Source organism: Paenibacillus mesotrionivorans (assembly GCF_046098205.1).
Classification (GTDB): Bacteria; Bacillota; Bacilli; order Paenibacillales; family NBRC-103111; genus Paenibacillus_AR; species Paenibacillus_AR mesotrionivorans.
In genome coordinates this window covers 158,855-178,251 of sequence record NZ_JBJURJ010000017.1, presented here as the reverse complement: position 1 = coordinate 178,251, position 19,397 = coordinate 158,855, and the positions used below count along the sequence as shown (strand labels likewise).

The window sequence follows — 19,397 nt, the reverse complement described above, 5'->3', positions numbered from 1 at the left end:
CATGGGTCAAGGAACCGAAAGCCGGCCGGTTGGGACTGAAGAAGGGCCCGGATCCGGTTTCGAGCTTGGACCGGAAACCAGATCCGGACCCGCACCATCCGGACCTGTAGTTGAAGCGGAGGCCATCACCGTCCCGCTGCGGGACAGACCGGCTTGGGGGCTGCTGATGCTGGCCATTCTTGGCTGCTGTGTGATTACATCAGTTCTGTTCAGCATCTACAGCGGCGCCGTAAAGGTGCCCTTAGGGGATATCTCCCGGTACATTCTGGATGACACCTTCCAGGGCCCGTTCCGCTCCATCGTATGGAATATCCGGATTCCCCGGGCGATCGTGGGGCTTCTGGTGGGAGCCAGCCTGGCTGTTTCGGGAGCGCTGCTGCAAGGGGTCATGCGCAATCCCTTGGCCGACCCGCAAATCATTGGAGTATCCAGCGGAGCAGGGCTGTTCAGCATTCTGATTCTAATCGTATTCCAGGAATATGAATACCTGCTGCCGCCCGCCGCATTTGTAGGAGCCACCTTGGCTGCGGTGATCATTTACATTTTGGCTTGGAAAGACGGGATCAACCCCGTTCGGATCGTATTGGCCGGAGCGGCGGTGTCCGCCTTCCTGGGTGCTGGGATATCCGGGCTGATGATCTTTTACAGTGACCGGGTGCATGGCGCGCTGATCTTTATGGTAGGCGGCTTATCCGCCAAAAGCTGGCCCCACGTCTGGATTATCGCCCCATATGCGGCGGCGGGACTGCTTCTGGCGGGCCTTGGAGCCGGGCGGATGAACCTGCTGTTGCTGGGGGATGCGGCGGCCCGGAACCTGGGTGTGCGGGTGGAATGGGTCCGTCTTTCCATGACGGCGGTAGCTACACTGTTGGCAGCCAGCTCGGTCAGTGTGGCGGGGCTGCTGGGTTTTGTGGGTCTGATCGTGCCCCACGCCACCAGGCTGATGATCGGCAAAGACTACCGGCTGCTCCTGCCTGCATCTGCTCTGCTGGGGGCTGCCGTCGTTACCTTCTGCGACACGCTGGCCCGATTGCTCTGGGCGCCTACGGAGCTGCCGGTAGGAATTATTATGGGAGCCGTGGGAGCGCCGTTTTTTCTGTATTTATTGAGGAGGCAAACCATGTGAGTATGCTGGAAGCAACGGATTTGCAGCTTGGCTACGGCAACGGCCGGGCCATTGTGGACGGCTTGTCTCTGCATCTGCCCAAGGGCAGGATATACAGCATTATCGGTCCCAACGGATGCGGCAAAAGCACGCTCCTGCGGGCCTTGTCCCGGCAGCTGAGGCCGTCCGGAGGGCAAGTGCTGCTGGAGGGGAAGAATCTGTTCCGCATCCCTCCCAAGGAGGCGGCCAGGAAACTGTCTTTTTTGGCCCAAAGCCAGGAGAGAGTGGAGATGAAGGTGAGGGATCTGGTGGCGTATGGACGGACGCCCTACCAGTCACTGGGCCAAACCCGGCGTACTGTAGAGGACCGGAGCATTGTGGCCTGGGCCATGGAAGCTACTGCGGTTGCAGCCATGGCGGACCGGGATGTGTCCAACTTAAGTGGCGGGGAGCGGCAGCGGGTTTGGATTGCCATGGCCTTGGCCCAACGGCCGGAGCTGCTGCTGCTGGACGAACCCACCACTTATCTGGATATTTGCCACCAAATGGAGGTGCTGGAGCTTCTGCAGCAGCTGAACCGGACGTACGGCATGACCATTCTGATGGTGCTTCATGAAATGAACCAGGCCTGCCAGTTTTCCGATGAGATTATCGTGATGAAGGCGGGCAGCGTCCATGCCCGTGGAGAACCGCTTGAGGTAATGACCCCGGAGCTGCTGCAGGAGGTTTTTCAGGTCAGGGCCATTGTCGGCAAGGATGGGGAAACGGGTAAACCCTATTGCCGGATTCAAGGAAAAATGAACGGACGGGAGAGAGGTATTGCATATGAAAGCAACACAGGCGGTTTATCCGTTTAGTGCTATTGTCGGCCAGGAGCGGATGAAAACGGCGCTGCTACTGAATCTGATCAACCCCAGGCTTGGCGGAGTGCTGATCCAAGGGGAAAAGGGAACGGCCAAATCCACTGCGGTCCGGGCGGCGGCCCAACTGATGCCCGGCGTGGATGTGGTGAATCTCCCCGTCAGCGCCACGGAGGACCGGGTGGTGGGGACGCTGGATATCCAGCACGCCCTCGCCGCCGGGGAGAAGCGTTTTGAGCCGGGGCTGTTGGCCCGGGCGGACGGACATATTCTCTATGTGGACGAAATCAATCTGCTGGATGACCATATTGTGGATGTGCTGCTGGATGCGGCTGCTTCAGGTGTGAATACCGTGGAGCGGGAGGGGATTTCTCATTCTCATCCATCGCGTTTTATTCTGGTGGGAACCATGAATCCCGAGGAAGGGGATCTGCGTACGCAGCTGTTGGACCGGTTCGGCCTGTTTGTGGAGGTAGGCGGCGAAACAGAGGTGGAATTGCGGATGGAGGTGATCCGGCGGAGGCTGGCCTTTGAAGCTGATCCGGGGGCATTTCTGGAGTGCTACCGTATGGAGCAGGCGGAGCTGACTGCACAGCTGGAAGCTGCACGAGAGCGCCTGGCGTCACTTGTTTATTCCGACGGGATTCTCGAGTTGGCGGCGCAAATTTCTATTGCCATGCAGGTGGATGGCCACCGGTCGGATATTACTCTGGTCAAAACAGCTGCCGCCCTGGCGGCATACCGGGGAGCACGGGTCATCCAGGAAGCCCACCTGCATGAAGCGGCGGGAATGGTGCTTCCCCACCGGATGAAGCGCACCCCCTTCGCCGCAGCAGACAACCGGTTGGAGACCCTCCGGGAAACCTTGGGCAGGCTAAAGCCGGCATGAACGGAGACGCTGTGAGGGCTGTTTACCCGTTTGCAGCGGTTGTGGGGCAGGAGGAGGCCAAGCTGGCGCTGCTCCTCCACGCCGTACATCAGGGGTTGGGCGGAGTGCTGCTTTCGGGAAAGAGCGGCATGGCCAAAACGGTACTGCTCCGGGGTATTGCCGAGTTGGTTGATGATAGGGCGCCGGCGGAAATCCCGCTGGGCGTCACCGAAGACCGGCTGTGGGGCAGCCTCGATTTGCAAACCATGCTGCGCTCCGGCGTAAGGCGGCTGCAGCCTGGACTGCTGGCCGAGGCCAATGGACGAAGCCTTTTGGCGGACCACTTTAATTTACTGCCCCCGGCAGTCGCCTTTTCCATTGTGGAGGCTTCTCAAACCGGCAGCCTGCGGCTGGAACGGGAGGGCTTCTCCGCGAGTGTTCCTGCCGTATTCCGCTTATTCGCTGCCGTCCAGCCGGAGGAGGGAGAGGTATCTCCGGGGTTATTTGGTGCGTTCGGGCTTTATGTGCAGCTGCAGATGGTGGAGAAATTGGCGGAACGCCAGGAGATTATCCGGCGGCAGCTGGAATATGAGGACAATCCGGAGGCATTTGTGCAGCGTTATGCCGCAGCCACAGCGGCCTTGCGCCTCCGCATTGCGGAAGCGCGGCACAGGCTGGCCTTCGTAGCTCCGGAGGCGGCGGCCATCCGCCTGGCTGTGCAGCTGGCAAGGGAGGCCCGGTGCCAGGGCCAGCGGCGGGAGCTGGCGGCGGTGGAGGCTGCGAGAGCCTTGGCGGCCTGGGAGGGCAGGTCCTGCTGCACCGAAGCGGACATAAGCCGTGTGGCAGCTTGGACCCTTGAGCCGTGGAGCCAGGCAAGGACATCCCCGCAGAAACAACCGCTAGAGGGCTGTGCGGAGGAGACGGCGGCATCGCCGGTTCCCGAAGAGAGGCCTCCTGCCGGAGGTGCTGCCGGGAGCGATGAGACTGCAGCTCCGGGGCCGGACGGTGACGACGGCGGCCGGGGCGAAGAGCTGGGAGCCTCCTTGGGAGCTGGGGCCGCCGCCTTGAATGGTGCGCCTTCGGACACGGAGGCTGCCGCCAACGGAGCAAGTACGGCGGAGCCGCTGAAGGTGGAGGCGGCGGGTCAAGCCTTTGCAATCCGCCCCATTGCCTTCCAGCCGGGTGACCGCAAGCCCCGCAGCGGAGCGGGGCGGCGCAATCTGACCCGGTCGGGCACCCCGCAGGGGCGGTATGTAGGCTTCCGCCGCCCGTCCGGCCAGGCGCGGGCGGCGGATATTGCCCTGGACGCCACGCTCCGGGCGGCGGCCCCGTTTCAGGCGGTGCGCCGCCGGGATGCCGGAGGCGGCAGAGTGGTGATCCTGCCGGAGGACCTCCGGCAGAAGGTCAGGGAGCGCCGCACCGGCACCGCCATCTTACTGGCGGTGGATGCCAGCGGCTCCATGGCCGCCCGCAAGCGGATGGCGGCGGTGAAGGGCGCGGTGCTGTCCCTGCTTCAGGACGCTTATCAGAAGCGGGACCGCATCGGCCTGCTGGCCTTCCGCGGAACGGCGGCAGAGGAGGTTCTGCCCCTCACCCGCAGCGTGGATCTGGCTATGAAGCAGCTCCGGGAGCTGCCCAGCGGGGGCAGGACACCCTTGGCGCAAGCCATCCGGCAGGGGTGGAAGATCCTGGAGCGGGCAAGGCGCAAGGACAAGGAGCTGATCCCGGCGTTGGTGCTGGTGACTGACGGGAGAGCCAATCAGGCGCTGGACGGCAGCACCTCCGGCAGCGCTGCGGAGGTGCTGAAGGAATGCCTGGCGGTTGCCCGGGCATTCCGGGAGAGCGGACTGCATGCGCTGGTTATCGATACGGAGCAGGGGTTTATCCGCCTGGAGCAGGCCGCTCAGCTGGCGGAGGCGCTCGGCGCCGATTATTGCCGTCTGGAGGAGCTGGACGGAGCCGGAGTAGCTGCAGCTGTCCGGCAGATGGTGAAAGGAGACCGATGATGAAGCTGATAGTGTTTACTGCATCCTATGATGTGCTGCGGAATTTCTCCGCAGTTTTTGCTGATCTTGGCCCAGAGCAGAAGAAGGAGCTGAGGCTTTCCCTCTACCATACCGGGGAGATGCCGGAGCCTGCGATGCTGGAGCAGATCCAATCCGCTGTCCGGGAAGCGGATTGGATCCTACACGATCCGCATGGCATGACGGATGGGTTGATCAAGTTCCTGCTCGCCGAATGCGCCGGCTGCCGGGCGCAGCAGATTACAGTTGGCGGAGACAGTGGAAGGCTGGGGAAGCTGCTGCGCCTTGGTGACCTGACAGGCCCCAATGTGGAGGCGATGGCAGCGAATAATCGCCAGCCGGCTTCCGACAAGCCGTCAACCCTTCTTACCTTTACCCAGCAAAAGGATTATGAACACCTGCTGAAGCTGCGGGCTTACTGGCAATCCGGCGGCAGGGAGAATATCCGCAATTTGCTTCTACAGGTGATCCACCTGTGGGGAGGAGAAGAGGCTTCCCGCTGGCCGTTGCCGGAGGAACCGCTGACGTTGACTGGCCTCAACCTGTTTGACCCGACTACTCGGAAGCGCTATAAGACGCTCCGGGACCATTGGCAGAAAACATCCCGCAGTCCCGATACTCCTACTATTGCTGTCCTGTTTATGGGCAGCACCTACCCCGTGGATTTGCACCCGATTGTGGCGGGAATGATGGAACGGCTTCAAGCCTTCGCCCATGTGCTTCCCATTGCTTTCGGCTCCATCACCGGCGTGGATGTGGCGCAGCTGCGGGAGTTATTGATGTATGGCAGCCCCTCAAGCGGCGCAGTCAACATGGTGGTGAATTTTATTCCTTTCCGTCTTGGCGCCGGACCGGTGGGCGGGGATTCATCGGCGGTGCTGACGCTTCTAGAGGAGCTTAAAGCGCCGCTTCTGCACCCGGTGTTCCTGTCCAAACGCCTGCGCCAGGAATGGGAGGACTCCCCGGAGGGCTTGTCCCCCGGAGAGTTCCTGGTGCAGATGATGCTGCCCGAGCTGGATGGGGCCATTGAGCTGTTGCCCCTGGCGGCGATGGATGAGGAGGGTTTCCAAGAGGAGTTTGGTATCAAGTGGCGGACTCTGTCCCTGATCGGGGAGCGGGCGGACCGTCTGGCCGCCAAGATCCGGCGGTGGCTGGCGCTTCAAGCCAAACCGCGCCATGACAAACGGCTGTCCATCCTTTGCTACAATTATCCGCCGGGGGAAGCCCATCTTTTTGGGGGCTCCTTTATAGACACCTTCGAATCCGTTTCCCGGTTGCTGACCAGACTGAAGCAATCCGGCTACGACGTTCAGGAGATGTCCGCTGCGGAGCTACGGGAAGCGTTTGTGGGTGAAGGCCGGATCAACTCTGCCCAATGGAGGGACGAAGGTGGTTCAGCCTCTATGCTGCGTTACCCCCACACCCGGTGCGAAGCATATTTCCGTCATTATCCCCACCGGGCGGAGATGGAGAAACAATGGGGTCCGCCTCCGGGGGAAATCATGAGCGACGGGGGCAGTTATCTGATTCCTGGATTGGTCAACGGCAATGTGTTTATCGGGCTGCAGCCGGCCAGAGGGATTCATGAACAATCCGAAAAAGCCTACCATGACCGGTCACTGCTCCCGCCTTATCAGTATCAGGCCTTCTACCATTATCTCCGGGAGGAATTCAAAGCCGATGCTGTTCTCCACGTAGGGACTCATGGCACGCTGGAATTTATGGCAGGTAAGGAAACCGGCATGTCCGGGACATGTCTGCCGGATGAGCTGGTTGGGGAGCTGCCCCATCTGTATTACTACTATGTGGGCAATCCCGCAGAGGCCATGGTGGCTAAACGCCGCAGCCATGCGGTGCTGATGAGCTACCAGTCCCCTCCTTTTGTGGAAAGCGAGCTGTATGGCGAATACATCCTGCTGGATGCCCTTCTGAACGAAAATCATCAGGCGGAAAAGCTGAACCCCGGCCAATGCCCGGACATCTGGACCCGGATTATGAAGAAAGCCGATGAATTGCATCTGAAGGCGGAGGATGCCGAGGCCATTGAGGATGAAATCTACCGGATGCGGCGTTCCCTGATTCCTGCCGGTCTGCATGTGCTGGGGCAGGGATATGACAGGGAGGAGGCAGCCTCATATATGAAGTTCGTCCTCCGTCATGACCGACATGAGGTCCGTTCCCTGCAAGGGCTGGTGGCAGAGGCGGCGGGGCTGGACTATGAGCAGCTGACAGCCGGCAGCCATACAGCGGAGCTGCAGCGTTTGGATGACATGGTTACTGCGCTAACAGCACGGTTTGCAGAAACGGGTGTGATTCCTTCCATGGCTTCCGACAACGCAGCTCTGCAGGAGGCTTGGGCCAAAACCTGGCAGTTCGGCCGGGAGGCCTTCCGCCTGGCATCCTCCAATCTGGAGCTGGACCAGCTCATCCGTCTGTTGGATGGGGAATATTCTCCGGCCCGGTTGGCGGGAGATGCCATCCGGCACCCGGACATTTTGCCTACCGGCTATAATCTCTACCAATTTGACTGCCGGTCGGTCCCTAGTGATACCGCTGCCTCCAGAGGGGCGGCCATTGCCGACAATGTGGTGGAGCTTTATCAACGCCGCCACGGCCATGTTCCGGATACCACTGCCCTGGTCATGTGGGGGCTGGAAACCTCCCGGACTCAAGGGGAGACCTTCGGGCAGATTCTCCGGCTGATGGGGGTCCGTATTGCCGGGAGAAGCCGGTTCAACCAGCCGGTATTTGAAATTATCCCTCTCTGTGAGCTGGGGCGGCCCAGGCTGAATGTGGTGGTGACCATCTGCGGCTTCTTCCGGGATATGTTCCCCAATTTGCTGGAAACGCTGAATGAGCTGTTCCGGCAGGTCTCCGACCTTGACGAAACGGAGGAGGAGAACCGGTTCAGGCAGCATACCCTGACCCAGTACCGCAAGCTGCTGGCGGAGGGTTATGAGGAGACGGAGGCCTGGGATCTGGCCTGCGCCCGGATTTTCGGCCCCGCGGCGGCAGAGTATGGCACCAATCTCACCAAGCTGGTGGAGACCAAAGCCTGGACTCAGGAAGCCGAGCTGGGCCAATCCTATCTGAACAGCCTCAAGTATGTGTACAGCGGCGCCAGCCGGGGAAAAGAAGCGGGGGAGCTGTTTGCCGACCGTCTCGGTTCGGTGGAGCTGGTATCCCAGGTGCGCAGCGACCATGAGCATGAGGTCACCGATCTGGATCATTTTTATGAGTTTTTCGGCGGGTTGGCCAAATCGGTTAGTATGCTGAAGGGGACGGACGCTGATATCTTTATTTCGGATACCACCGGGCTGCGTCCGCATTCGGAGGATGCCGCGGCGGCTATCGGGAGAGGGCTGCGCACAAGGCTGCTGAATCCTACCTGGATCAACGGGCTTCTGGAGCATCCGTTCCACGGGGCGCAGAAAATTGCCGAACGCTTCGGGAATATGCTGGGATTGGCGGCAACCACCGGCAAGGTGGATTCCTGGATGTTTTCGGAGCTGCATCAGGCTTATGTAGCGGATGAGGAGAGGAGCCGGCGGATGGAGGAGAATAACCGCTGGGCCTACCATCAGGCGCTGGAGAGTCTCTTGGAAAGCCATCAGCGCCGGTATTGGGACGCCTCCGAGGAGGAGCTGGAGCAGCTTCGCAGCCGCTACATGGAACTGGAAGGGGAGCTGGAGGGCGGGGTCACTTGCTAACCCGATAGTCTGCCCGATCCATCCACCTCTGGCCACCCAAGTCCGGTCCACTCACCATCGGATTTGCACACGGTGGCCCACCGTCCATCGGGTCCGCCCGCTAATCCTCGGCCCTTCCCATCGTCCGGCAAATAAAAAAGCATGGACTCCCCACAAGGAGCCATGCTTTTTTTAGCATACGCTGCCCGTTGCCGGACATTGTACTCGAAAAATCATGTTCGTACAGCCGCTTTTGACCCGATTCAGGGCATTGTACTCGAAATATCATATATAAATCGCCGCCCAGGCCACATATCGCTGAATTATATATGAAATTTCATATATACAGGGCCGAACCGCCTGCAAACGGGAAATTAAACACGAAATTTCATGTTCGATGCCCTGCTTTTCTAAACAGCAGCGATTCCCGCGGCATCCTATCCGGAATGTTTATTGGGAACCCGCACGATTGCCCTTAAACTTGATAAAAGACCATACCGCCAGCAGTACCACAACAGCGATACAAGCGCCGATGCTGACCCGGTTCTGGGCATCCACCAGGAACAGGCAGGCGATAACCGCCAAACAGCCGATGGTGATGATGGTGATGTACGGGTAGCCCCAAACCTTGAAGCCGGGCTCCTTGGGATAGCTTTTGCGCAGCTTCAGCTGGGAGAGGCAGATGCTGATCCAGACCAGCAGCACCACAAAGCCCGGCACCGCCATGAGAATCCGGAACAGGCTGTCTTGATAGAAGTAAGCCAGCATTGCACCCACACCGAGGATTACCGCGCACAGCTTCAGGCTGTTCACCGGCACACCCTTGCGGGAGGTGCGGGCCAGAGCCGCCGGTGCTTCACCCTGCGAGGCCATGGAGTGGAGCATCCGCGTAGCGCCGTAAATCCCGGAGTTGGCCGCAGACAGAACGGCTGTGATCAGAATGAAATTCATCACATGGGCGGAGCCCTTCAGGCCGATGGAAGCCAGCACCTGCACGAAGGGGCTGGTATGTCCGTCCAGCTGGTCCCATGGAATCAGGCCGCAGATGATGAGAATGGGCAGGGTGTAGAACAGGACCACCCGGAGAATGAAGCTTTTGACCACCCGGGGCAGAACCTTCTCCGCATCTTGAGCCTCTGTCAAGGTCAGTCCGATAAGCTCCGATCCGCCATAAGAGAACATAACCACCAGCAAACCGGAGAAGATGGCGGTAAAGCCCTGCGGGAAGAAGCCGCCGTGCTCCGTAAAGTTCTGCGTCAGCGAAGGAGCGTCTGTTACGGGGATAATTCCGAACAGGATGCCCGCGCCTAGCACAATAAACACAATGATCATCGTGATTTTGATGCCGGCCAGCCAAAATTCCGTTTCCCCGAAGCCGCCGACACTCATCATATTAATAATGAGGATCAACGCAGCGCTGGCTAACGTCAGGAGCCACAAGGGCATGTCCGGCAGCCAATACTGGAGGAAGCTTCCCGCCGCCAGCACTTCGATAACACACACCGTCAGCCACATGAAGCAATATAGCCAGCCCACGATGAAGGACAGGCGTTCGCCGAAGGCGTCGCGGATAAAATCCTTCATGTTCTTATTGGAGTACACCGTAGCCATCTCCGCAATGGCCCCCATGACCACCAGCAGCAGCAGCCCTGCAAATACGTAGGACAGCACGATACCGGGTCCGGCGATGCCGATGGTTTCGGCACTGCCCTTGAAGATCCCGGTGCCGATGACTCCGCCCATGGCCATAAAGCTGATATGCCGCGGCCGGAGCTTTTTTTGCAATGAATCGTCATTTCCGCTCACGATTGACAAGCCCCCTGATTGTTTCCAAAATACAGACTTGTCTAGTTTACCTTGAATGTCAGATTTGGACAATCCTTTTATATCAATTGGTCAGCGATGGCTTCCAGCAGTAAACGAACCGCTTCCCGGCTGCGCTCCTGTTCGAAATAAGAGGCGGCAAGTGTTAGCTCTTCTCCGTAGGAGCTGGCCCCCAGCATAAAAGCCGGTGCATGCATGGCAGGGGTGACGGCATATATACGTCTAGCAGAGGCTTCCCCGAATTGAAGCTTATCAGACACAATCCAGCCTAAATTGGAGAAAATGGGGGCGGATTGTCCGGCTGCTTTTACCCGGGAGCTAGCCTGCAGGAGCATGGCTTGCGCCTGCGGATAAGGAAGCCTGGCCAGGAAATCCATGGAGACGGCGCTGTGCAGACCCGGACTGCATCCCTTAACAGCCGCCATCGTCTCATGAACCCGCTTGACAGTTTGTCCAAATTCTTCGTCCGGAGGGATAGGCACAGCCAGCTTTTCCATCCCGGACAGGTTGCATACCCCGGGCTGCTGACCGGAGGGAAAATATCTCCGTAAGTCAATAGTCAGATTAACGGCGGTTTGGCGGATGTCCTCGTTATGATCCGATGAACCATGCTCCAGCCCTGCCAAAACACGGGTTAAAGCCGCGAGTAGCATATCGTTGATGGTGAAACCTTCTTCCCGAGGACGCAAGTCGGCAAACGGCACACGAATAATAGTATAACGGGCTTGACCGGAGGTTCCCTCCTGGAAGGGAATAGTGACAGAGGGAAGCGGCATGTCCTTCTTCGGCTTGTAAGCCTGACGAATATCCTGGATGCCGGCGGCTTCATAAACCTGCTTGGAGGAGCGTTCCGGAAATCGGGAGGTTATGCCTTTCTCAAGACCTTGCCCACCCGATCCGGTCTGCTCCAGATATAACCCGTTGTAGATGCCGCAGAGAAGCTGCAGATACGCCTTCGCGCCTCCGCCGTCACAGCAGGCATGGTCCAGCTTGATGCAAAGCGCATCGGCTGTGGGACTGTGGATCAGTTGGACCAGCAGCTGCCGTCCTTCTTCAAGAGGAAGCTCTTCAATAAAATGACGGATACTGTTTTCAGCAGAATCCGTTGAGCTTATTCGGAGCCAATCTTCCGGTTTGTGCAGCTGTATGGGCATCCAGCAAGGCGGAGCTTGGGTGTCATCGAAGCGGCAGGCTAGGACGGGCTCTGCTTGAAGGGATTGCAGCACCGCCTGCCTCAATATGTTGTCATCCAGTGCAGACTCAAACTCTGCAATAATATGAAGCAATGAATTGGAATCCTGGATGTGGGCAATCTGATTGGCCCAATCCTGACCTGTTGCGGCTCCTGAAAGTATATTCATTTTGACTCCGCCTCTCTCATAAAATAGTCTTATCAAGCTTCTTCCTTCAGCAGTACCCCATCCAGAAGTTCCGGGCCGGGACACTGGAAAAATTCCCTCATGGTCAGCCGGAACGCACAAAGGCCTTGAAGCGAAGCCCAATATAGAATAGCCAGCTGCATGGGATCGCCCTGCTTGAAGGTACCCTCCTGCTGCCCCTCTTCAATCAACCCGGCTAAAATTTTGAAGGGGAGAGTGGAGTTGGTCAAATGGGGGGACATGCTCCCGTCCCGCACCAATCCGGCTTGCAGCATCAAGGTGAAATACTGGGCGGTTTTGGTGCCGCGCTGCAGAATATCCGTCAGGGAACGGGAGATAAGCTGGAGCCGTTCCTTGGCTGTTCCTGGATTGCCCCTGTAACGCGACATGGCTTCACCGGAAAAGCTGACCGCACGTTTAACCAGCTCATAAAAAAGAACTTCCTTGGACGCAAAATAATGGTACAAAAGCCCGGTGCTGATTCCTGCCTCCTTGGCGATACCAGCAATATTGGTTGCCGCCAGACCGTTATGAGCGAAGAGCAGCAAGGCGGCATCCAGAATTTTATCTTGGGTTGCCTCTTTAATTTGGCGGTTTTGGTCCTGTGTGCGGGGGATAGGGGAAACCTCCTTTTTATTGATTGAATAATAATTCAACCATAAACCTGATGTATGAAATTGTCAATGGGAACATCCTTTATATTCAACGCAGGGAAAATGAACTAGAATAGAAGAAGCTTCCAGTATTCGCGAAGGAATGTGAGCAGGCCAATAACGCATGAATAGTGGTGGACTTATGAAAATGGCGCGCAGAATTGTGGATATATTGCTGGTGCTGGTTGTCCTGTTTCTTCTGTTTGGACTGATCCAGCTTCGCAATCTGAGCTGGCAGGAGGATATGCCCGAATGGGCTAAGCTTAACCTGTGGGTGCAAAAAGGGTTTGCCGTTTTATTTATTCTGACCATAACCAGGCTTTTCTTGAAAAAACAAGCCTCGAAGCCAAAGGAGACAACAGAGCGTTCCCCGCAGGAATAAGAGACTTTTAGGGAGAATAAGAAGCATTTAATCAAAAAAATAAGTTAATATATGGTATATTTAGTAACGGAGAGTAAAAAAGACTTGACACATGTATGGTACAATTAGTTTATGCGGGTAAGTCAGCAAGCTTTCATATTCCAGGAATAGGAGGATATCGAATGTTCCAGGCAGGTGAGTTTGTCATTTACGGCAATAGCGGGGTTTGTGAAGTGAAAGAGGTGGGAATCCCCGGATTCTCCGCAGGGGAAAATCCCAGATCTTATTACACCCTGTCTCCGTTGCACAGTACGGAAACCATCTATACTCCTGTGGATACCAAGGTGCTGATGCGGACGGTGATTTCCTCCGCAGATGCCCAGCATCTGCTTGAGCATTTTCCGGAGCTGCAGGAGGAGGATTATAGCGCATGCAACACCAAATGGCTGGCCAATGCCTATGAATCCTCCCTGCAGGATTATACCTGTGAAACGCTTATGAAGCTCATCAAATCCATCTGCATGCGGAACTGCGAGGTTATCCTGAGCAAACGGAAGCTGAATGAAACGGACTTGAAATATTTGAAGCGTGCCGAGGACCTGCTGTATAACGAATTTTCCGTAGCCCTGGGGTTGACGGTGGATGATGTGAAACAGATCATTGAAGAGGCGCTGGATGAGCTTATGGCCCAAAAGGCAAATAGCTAACCAGCCACTGTCAAACCGGCGAAAGAAGTCCGCGGCGCTCCAGCTCCAAAAGCCCGGTTTTCATGGATAAGCCGCCACGGTAGCCGGTTAAGGCGCCTTGTTTGCCCACTACACGGTGGCAGGGCACGGTGATCAGAACCGGGTTGGCCCCGATGGCGGCACCTACGGCCCGGGACGCCTGGGGTTTATCCAACCGGTGGGCAATGTCCGAATAGGTTACCGTCTGCCCGTAAGGTATGCTGTTCAGGGCATCCCACACCGCAAGCTGGAATGGGGTGCCGTACAAATCCAGCGGAACGGTGAAGTCCTGCCGTTCTCCCTGCAGATAGCCGGTAAGCTGCCCAGTATAGGGCGCCAGCTTGCCGGCATCTTCTGTTAAGCGGCAGCCTTGAAGCCGCCTGCATGCCCAATCCTCCAGCTCCTCATAGGAGCGGTCAGCTGAACCCACGTAACAAAGCCCTTGCTCTGTCGCCGCCACGTGCAGGCGCCATGGCCCATACGCAAACCTCGTCCAATAGACAGGCGTTCCTTTTAGGTTTCTTCTCATTCCAACTCTCCTTTATCTGCACCTGTATGCTGCTTCCGGTATTGCGCCGGGGTACAGCCTATTTGGCTTTTGAACAAAGTAATGAAATAAGGGGTATTGGCTAATCCCACATCCGTGCCAATAACCGAAACCGGCTTGTCCGTGGCAAGCAGCTCCGCTGCGGCTTGTTCGATGCGGATCTGCTGGACATATGCCGCCGGTGTTTGACCTGTGATCCGTTTGAAGGTCCGGTGCAGGTGAAACGGGCTGCTGTGGGAGATGTCCGCCAAAGTTTGCAGGTGAAGGGGGGCGGCGTAATGCCGGCGGATATATCCTGTCACCAAGGAAATCCATTCCTCATCCGGCATCCGTTCTCCTGTGGGCTTGCACCGTTTACATGGCCGGTAACGGGCGTCCAATGCTTCCCGGGAAGTAGCAAAAATGTGAGTGTTTTCTTTTTTGGGCGGCCTGGATTTACAGGAAGGCCGGCAAAAAATGCCCGTTGAGCTGACGCCGTATACAAACTGCCCGTCAAATGCGGCGTCATTGTTCAGAATGGCCCGCCATTTTTCGTCTGGTAAATAGAAATCCCCCAAACCCGATCACCTCCACACCCAGTATAACCCGGATGAGGCTGGTTTGGCGGATTTGGGGGTTGTAACAGCAAGATAACGAAACTTCAGCTTATAAGCTGCTCACCACAGGTATAATTCATTGCCCTTCAGCTTGAGCAGGGCCTCCAGAAAATAATAGTCCCCGTAGATAATCGGATGGTGATGCCGGGTCCGGAAATACGCCTCCGAGCCGCGCAGCATGATGCTGTCATTTTCCTCGGTCCAGTCACACCGGGGCTCCAGCGCACGAAGCATCTTCATCGCGGCGTTCAAATACATCGCCTGCTCCGCCTCAGGCACAGCCTTTGCAATCTCGATAAGTCCACAGGCCGCAATAGCCGCTGCGGTATCGTCCTCCAGCACCGGCTCCGCAGGCTGCCGGAAGTCAACCGGAATGACCCCGTTCTCCGGAATATTAGCCATGAAATAATGGGCCACCCGTTTGGCGGTTTGCAGATAGTCGTCTTTCCCCGTGTGCTTGTAGCTCATCATGAAGCCATACAGTGCCCAGGTTTGACCCCGGGTCCATGAGGAGCCCTCCCCATAGCCTTGTCCCCCATAAGTCCGCACCACACCGCCCTGGAACGGATCAAATTCCACAATATGGTTCACCGATCCGTCCGGCCGCACAAAAGCGGTCATAGCCGTGTCCGCATGGGCCATGGCAATCTGCTTGTACCGCGGGTCCCCGGTTTCCTCCGTGGCCCAATACAAGAGAGGGATATTGAACATACAGTCGATAATTGCCCAGCCCCGGGTATCCCCCTCGTCAAGATCATTCCACGCACGGATGAAGCGGCCCGCCAGGTTGAACCGTCCTGCCAGCAGGTTGGCGGCATGCAGCGCCCGTTTGCGGGAATCGGGATTTCCGGTAACCCGGTAATTGGCTACGCTGGTGGGCAGCCACATAAAACCTACGTCATGGTGCAGCCCGTAGAATTCCTGGAAAGCCCGGTCCAGATACCCTTCCGATATCGCAGCGGTTTCCGCATATTTGCCATTGCCCGTTTCATGATGCATGAGCCACATCAGCCCGCCCCAGAAGCCGTTGGTCCACCAGCAGATGCCATCCGCCTCAGACCCGCTGGGATTCTCCGCGGCCCTGTCATCGTGGGTTCCGTTAACGGACATATAGGGGATTTTAAATTTCGACTTTTCACTGACCCAATCCAGCTTGGTTGCAAACTTCTGAATGACACTCTCCACCCATTGTTGATCCTGCTTCTGCAGCATGGTATGCACCCTACCTTCTCTATATTTACGTGTTTGCCCTCATTTTAGTGTACGGAGGCGCCGCTTGGAATGAGGTTTTTGCAGAGAAAACCGTTCTTTTTTAAGATAGTGGACGTAGGCCCGCCGTAAAAAGGGGGAAAATGTCATGATCGGTCCATTTTTTCAGGGTGATTAAAAATCGGGGGGATCATCAGAAAACATGCCTATCACTTCCGTGGTTTCCGGTATACACTGGCTGAACAAACCGCCGGTCTATCAGTACCGGCAAGAAGTAATGGAAGGATGGGCCAACCGGATATGACGAATAAATCGGCACACGCAGATCAGCTACAAGCATGGATAGAGAAGGCCCGCAGCCTGCTGGACAGGGAGGGCCGTTATTATACCGAAGGAGCCAAAGTGGCGCTGTTGGATATGGTTCAATTGGCGGAAGAGGCCTTGGCAGGCAAGGAGGTTCCTTTCATCCGCAACCGGGAATTTTACCGGCCCCGGGAAGACGAAGCGGTGTTGTTCGCCGCAGAGCGTTTCACCATGGTTCCGCCTTTCCTGGAGAAAGGGAAGGTATATTCCCATTATGGTCTGGAGCAAGCACTGAGCTGGTTTGAAGGCCAGGATATGCGGAGAGGCGGGATAGAGAAGCTGAAGGAGAGGGCAGCCCTTGCGTTGGATAAAAGCAGGGAGCTGCTGAACACGGCTAAACCCGGAAGGGAACCAGGCTGTTACAGCCAAGATGCTATTCAAAAACTGAAGGCTACCAGCCTGGTGCTGGAGGCTTCCCTAAAGAAAGACAACGCGGACAACGGCGAAGATATTGCCTTAGCAGCGGTGGCCTCCTTCAATGCCTTGCTGGAGCTTCGTCATTCCCGGGTGCTGCGCACGGATGTGGACCCGGAGGCTTCTCTTTATCTGTCCAGGGAAGGCTTGGAGCGGGTGAAGGCGACCATTGCTACGGATCCGTTGGTCCGGGAGCAGTACAACAAAATCGCCGCCATTGCCGCTCAATACAGCGAAGAGGAGATCCGGCGGGCGACCTCCCTGATTATGAACAGCCGCCATGATTATGCGGAGCTGAACCGCCATTTTTACCTATGGAGCTCAACGGACAAAATTGCCAACTTCAAAGCACCGGAGCAGGCGGCTTCGGTCTCCGTTTCCTTCGTGCTGCCGGCGGAGGAGAATGAGCAGGAGGGGCTTGGCCATGTGTGGATTGACAACCTGGAAATCCTGTCCGCCAGCGGGGGCAGTCTCCCCATTCCCAACGGAAGCTTCGACGAAGGCGGCGGAGAAGGCCCGCTCCATTGGCGGCCTGAAGCGCGCAAGGGCAGTCCCGTCCTGAAATGGGAGGATGAATATCCTTTCTGTGGAGGGGGAGACCGGAGCCGGCCGGAAACGGCTAACCTTTCCTCCCAGGTGCAAACCCGGTATCAGGAGGGGACAACCAGACACTCCTTGTACATTTGCAACCCCACCGGCCATGATGAGGGGGCATGGACCTGTACCCGGACTGTCCCTGTTGCGGAGGGAGGAGCGTACACCTTAACCTTCCAGGCCAAGCTGGACGGCAAGCTGAAATCCGGCTTGAAGGCGGTTCTGACATTTCTGGATGCAGCGGGCCAGCCCGTTGGCCAATTTGAATACAGCTTCAACCGCAAATCCTCCATTCCCGGCGGGCGGTTCCTCCTGCCCATGCAGTGCGACGCCATCCAGTATGCCATGACGGGCGAACTGATTTATGCCCGCAAGGTGAAGGACCAGCTGCTGTTTATGTTCAATGATTTCTGCCAAGGGGCGGAGCATTGGCTGGCCACCAATTTGCGTCCCGAGGGCAATGACAGCTATGGCGCGGTCCAAGGGGGAAGGATGCTGTCGGCGGCGGCGGTCAGCTATTCCTTTATCCGCGGCGCGGGTGTATTTTCCCGGGAGGAAAAAGAGCGCTTCTACCGCATGACCGATTATTTACTCCGGTACATGCTGGATATGCGTGACCGTACGGAATGGACGCCTTATGAAGCCCAAGAGGGCTGCAGCAACTGGCAGACGGATATGTGTGCGGGAACCGGCTTTATGATGATGGCACTGACGGACTTTCCCAATCGGCACACCTGGCTCCATAATGCCCATTGTATTCTGAAGGCACAGCTGATGCTGAATGTGAACCCGGATTCCTCCTGGCCGGAATCCATCCGTTACCATCATGCGGCACTGGAGCGTTTTGCCGGATATGCCAAGGCAGCGAATCATGTGCTGGGGGAAAATTGGTTCGCTGATACGCCTCTGCTGCGGATGTTCGGATACAGCGCCTCGGTGCAGACTCCGGGATACCGCTACTTTGACGGCCGGATCGGCACACCGCCTTTCGGCGACCATGCTTTGGGCGGCGGCGGGGAATTTGGCTTTTTTGCCGCCTATCTGGCGGATGTGGCCAAAACCGACGTCCAATTGGCTGATCTTATGTACCATACCTGGGCGGCGGCAGGCAAACCCTTCAAGCGGCTGTGGGGGGAGAGCGTCGCCTTGGAGAATATCCTGGGACAAGGGGATACCTACAAGCCAACAGGAGCATTGATTCTCGGCTCCACCACCGCCTTTCCCGATGCCGGAATCCATGTATTCCGCAAGGGTTACGGCACCGGCAGGGAAAGCTACTTCGCCGTGATGTCCAGTCCGCAGCCGGTGGGCCACGGCCACTTGGACCAGGGTTCTTTTATCCTCTACAAAGATTCTGTGCCTTTGGTAATGGATTCCGGAATTGAAGGCTATTTTGACAGCAGCACCCAATGGCATATCTCTTCATACTCCCATGCCTGCATGCAGTTTGCCACCACACAAACGGTGATTCCCAAGCCTGTGGAAGGTGCCATCAATTTGTCGGCAGGCACCTACAGTCTGGAGCGGGGCTGGGTGGATGTGCCGCGGATGAGCAGAGTGCTGGGAACGGTGCTTTGCGGAGATGCGGAGAGCATCACCATCGAAATAGCCAATCCCGAAGGGGCAGGGCGGCATATCCGCCATATCCTGTGGCTGAAGGAGCCTGACCTGTACATCATCCGCGATACGGTGTGGGATTTTTCTGGCCGGGTGCTGTTCAGTCTTCCTGTTGCCTCCGGGCAATCGGTTATTGAAGGCAGCCAGGTCTACTCGCAAGGGAGATATGGAGTGGATCTGGAGACTGTGTTCCTGTCTCCTCTGGAATCCCTCTGTCTGGAGCAAGGTCGCGCTACACCTTTTTTTGGTGACCAGGCAGACCGTGTATCCATGATGGATTATATCCGGGCAGTGGCCAACGCGGAGGCAGGTTTTTTGACGGTCCTGTATCCCAAAGAGAAGGGGCGGCGGAAGCTGCTGGTACAAAAGGAATCGGACGGCACCCTGCTTCTCCGCACGGAAAGCCATTCTGTCGGAATCGACGCCACATCGCACTCTTACGGACTTGCTGTACGCCGCCAAGTGCAGATATAGCTGCCAAAGCAAAGCCTAACGTCAGACATCTACACAGGCATGAGGCTCCGGGCTTCATGCCTGCATCCCGTTATTCTCTTAAAAAACCGCACCAT

Annotated in this window: 14 protein-coding genes and 1 pseudogene; 8 read left to right on the top strand and 7 right to left on the bottom strand. The window is 57.2% G+C overall.

Features of this window, described 5'->3' with window-relative positions:
- Position 1 precedes the first annotated feature (1 nt).
- Genes ACI1P1_RS23575 through ACI1P1_RS23555 form a run of 5 tightly spaced genes read left to right on the top strand, consistent with a single transcriptional unit; the run spans position 2 to position 8,567 of the window.
- The gene (locus ACI1P1_RS23575) at positions 2-1,126 is read left to right on the top strand and encodes a FecCD family ABC transporter permease (RefSeq protein ID WP_416218906.1); all 1,125 of its coding nucleotides are present in this window, start codon (positions 2-4) and stop codon (positions 1,124-1,126) included.
- The gene (locus ACI1P1_RS23570) at positions 1,123-1,962 is read left to right on the top strand and encodes an ABC transporter ATP-binding protein (RefSeq protein ID WP_416218905.1); all 840 of its coding nucleotides are present in this window, start codon (positions 1,123-1,125) and stop codon (positions 1,960-1,962) included. The genes ACI1P1_RS23575 and ACI1P1_RS23570 overlap by 4 nt, the downstream gene beginning before the upstream one ends.
- Positions 1,931-2,854, top strand: a complete 924-nt coding sequence (locus ACI1P1_RS23565; protein WP_416218904.1) for an ATP-binding protein — start codon at positions 1,931-1,933, stop codon at positions 2,852-2,854. Before ACI1P1_RS23570 ends, ACI1P1_RS23565 begins: the two co-directional genes overlap by 32 nt.
- Positions 2,851-4,839 (top strand): VWA domain-containing protein, encoded by a 1,989-nt coding sequence (locus ACI1P1_RS23560; protein ID WP_416218903.1) that lies wholly within the window; start codon positions 2,851-2,853, stop codon positions 4,837-4,839. Before ACI1P1_RS23565 ends, ACI1P1_RS23560 begins: the two co-directional genes overlap by 4 nt.
- Positions 4,836-8,567 (top strand): cobaltochelatase subunit CobN, encoded by a 3,732-nt coding sequence (locus ACI1P1_RS23555; protein WP_416218902.1) that lies wholly within the window; start codon positions 4,836-4,838, stop codon positions 8,565-8,567. Before ACI1P1_RS23560 ends, ACI1P1_RS23555 begins: the two co-directional genes overlap by 4 nt.
- Before the next feature lie 429 nt (positions 8,568-8,996).
- On the opposite strand, the gene ACI1P1_RS23550 is transcribed toward ACI1P1_RS23555, so the two are convergent.
- The 3 genes from ACI1P1_RS23550 to ACI1P1_RS23540 form a co-directional block, all read right to left on the bottom strand.
- Positions 8,997-10,352, bottom strand: coding sequence for an amino acid permease (locus ACI1P1_RS23550; protein ID WP_416218901.1), 1,356 nt, complete (start codon positions 10,350-10,352; stop codon positions 8,997-8,999).
- A 77-nt stretch (positions 10,353-10,429) separates the two neighbouring features.
- Positions 10,430-11,731: a hypothetical protein gene (locus tag ACI1P1_RS23545; RefSeq protein ID WP_416218900.1), complete on the bottom strand. Its 1,302-nt coding sequence runs from the start codon at positions 11,729-11,731 to the stop codon at positions 10,430-10,432.
- Between the two features lie 32 nt (positions 11,732-11,763).
- Positions 11,764-12,405, bottom strand: a complete 642-nt coding sequence (locus ACI1P1_RS23540; protein ID WP_416218899.1) for a TetR/AcrR family transcriptional regulator — start codon at positions 12,403-12,405, stop codon at positions 11,764-11,766.
- Positions 12,406-12,550: 145 nt separating this feature from the next.
- Here ACI1P1_RS23540 and ACI1P1_RS23535 point away from each other — a divergent pair, with 145 nt between their 5' ends.
- Both ACI1P1_RS23535 and ACI1P1_RS23530 read left to right on the top strand, forming a co-directional pair.
- On the top strand, positions 12,551-12,784 hold the full coding sequence (locus ACI1P1_RS23535; RefSeq protein WP_416218898.1) for a hypothetical protein: 234 nt from the start codon (positions 12,551-12,553) through the stop codon (positions 12,782-12,784).
- A gap of 161 nt (positions 12,785-12,945) precedes the next feature.
- Positions 12,946-13,470 (top strand): CarD family transcriptional regulator, encoded by a 525-nt coding sequence (locus ACI1P1_RS23530; RefSeq protein WP_416218897.1) that lies wholly within the window; start codon positions 12,946-12,948, stop codon positions 13,468-13,470.
- 10 nt (positions 13,471-13,480) lie between these two features.
- Here ACI1P1_RS23530 and ACI1P1_RS23525 read toward each other — a convergent pair whose 3' ends face one another.
- The 4 genes and pseudogenes from ACI1P1_RS23525 to ACI1P1_RS23510 all read right to left on the bottom strand — a co-directional run bounded on the left by ACI1P1_RS23525 (position 13,481) and on the right by ACI1P1_RS23510 (position 15,843).
- Positions 13,481-14,017, bottom strand: a complete 537-nt coding sequence (locus tag ACI1P1_RS23525; RefSeq protein ID WP_416218896.1) for a methylated-DNA--[protein]-cysteine S-methyltransferase — start codon at positions 14,015-14,017, stop codon at positions 13,481-13,483.
- On the bottom strand, positions 14,014-14,364 hold the full coding sequence (locus ACI1P1_RS23520; protein ID WP_416218932.1) for a helix-turn-helix transcriptional regulator: 351 nt from the start codon (positions 14,362-14,364) through the stop codon (positions 14,014-14,016). Before ACI1P1_RS23520 ends, ACI1P1_RS23525 begins: the two co-directional genes overlap by 4 nt.
- A 24-nt stretch (positions 14,365-14,388) precedes the next feature.
- Positions 14,389-14,592: pseudogene (locus tag ACI1P1_RS23515) on the bottom strand (Ada metal-binding domain-containing protein); the annotation flags it as partial.
- Positions 14,593-14,691: 99 nt separating this feature from the next.
- Entirely contained in the window at positions 14,692-15,843 is a 1,152-nt protein-coding gene (locus tag ACI1P1_RS23510) for an AGE family epimerase/isomerase (protein ID WP_416218895.1), read from the bottom strand.
- A gap of 297 nt (positions 15,844-16,140) precedes the next feature.
- Between ACI1P1_RS23510 and ACI1P1_RS23505 the strand changes: the two genes are divergently transcribed.
- Entirely contained in the window at positions 16,141-19,302 is a 3,162-nt protein-coding gene (locus ACI1P1_RS23505) for a heparinase II/III domain-containing protein (protein WP_416218894.1), read from the top strand.
- The last annotated feature ends 95 nt before the right edge of the window (positions 19,303-19,397 follow it).

Coding starts and splice junctions, on each gene's coding strand:
- ACI1P1_RS23505 (WP_416218894.1), top strand. CDS start 16,141: ATGACGAATAAATCGGCACACGCAGATCAGCTACAAGCATGGATAGAG.
- ACI1P1_RS23530 (WP_416218897.1), top strand. CDS start 12,946: ATGTTCCAGGCAGGTGAGTTTGTCATTTACGGCAATAGCGGGGTTTGT.
- ACI1P1_RS23525 (WP_416218896.1), bottom strand. CDS start 14,017: ATGAGAAGAAACCTAAAAGGAACGCCTGTCTATTGGACGAGGTTTGCG.
- ACI1P1_RS23520 (WP_416218932.1), bottom strand. CDS start 14,364: ATGCCGGATGAGGAATGGATTTCCTTGGTGACAGGATATATCCGCCGG.
- ACI1P1_RS23510 (WP_416218895.1), bottom strand. CDS start 15,843: ATGCTGCAGAAGCAGGATCAACAATGGGTGGAGAGTGTCATTCAGAAG.
- ACI1P1_RS23560 (WP_416218903.1), top strand. CDS start 2,851: ATGAACGGAGACGCTGTGAGGGCTGTTTACCCGTTTGCAGCGGTTGTG.
- ACI1P1_RS23545 (WP_416218900.1), bottom strand. CDS start 11,731: ATGAATATACTTTCAGGAGCCGCAACAGGTCAGGATTGGGCCAATCAG.
- ACI1P1_RS23565 (WP_416218904.1), top strand. CDS start 1,931: ATGAAAGCAACACAGGCGGTTTATCCGTTTAGTGCTATTGTCGGCCAG.
- ACI1P1_RS23535 (WP_416218898.1), top strand. CDS start 12,551: ATGGCGCGCAGAATTGTGGATATATTGCTGGTGCTGGTTGTCCTGTTT.
- ACI1P1_RS23575 (WP_416218906.1), top strand. CDS start 2: ATGGGTCAAGGAACCGAAAGCCGGCCGGTTGGGACTGAAGAAGGGCCC.
- ACI1P1_RS23555 (WP_416218902.1), top strand. CDS start 4,836: ATGATGAAGCTGATAGTGTTTACTGCATCCTATGATGTGCTGCGGAAT.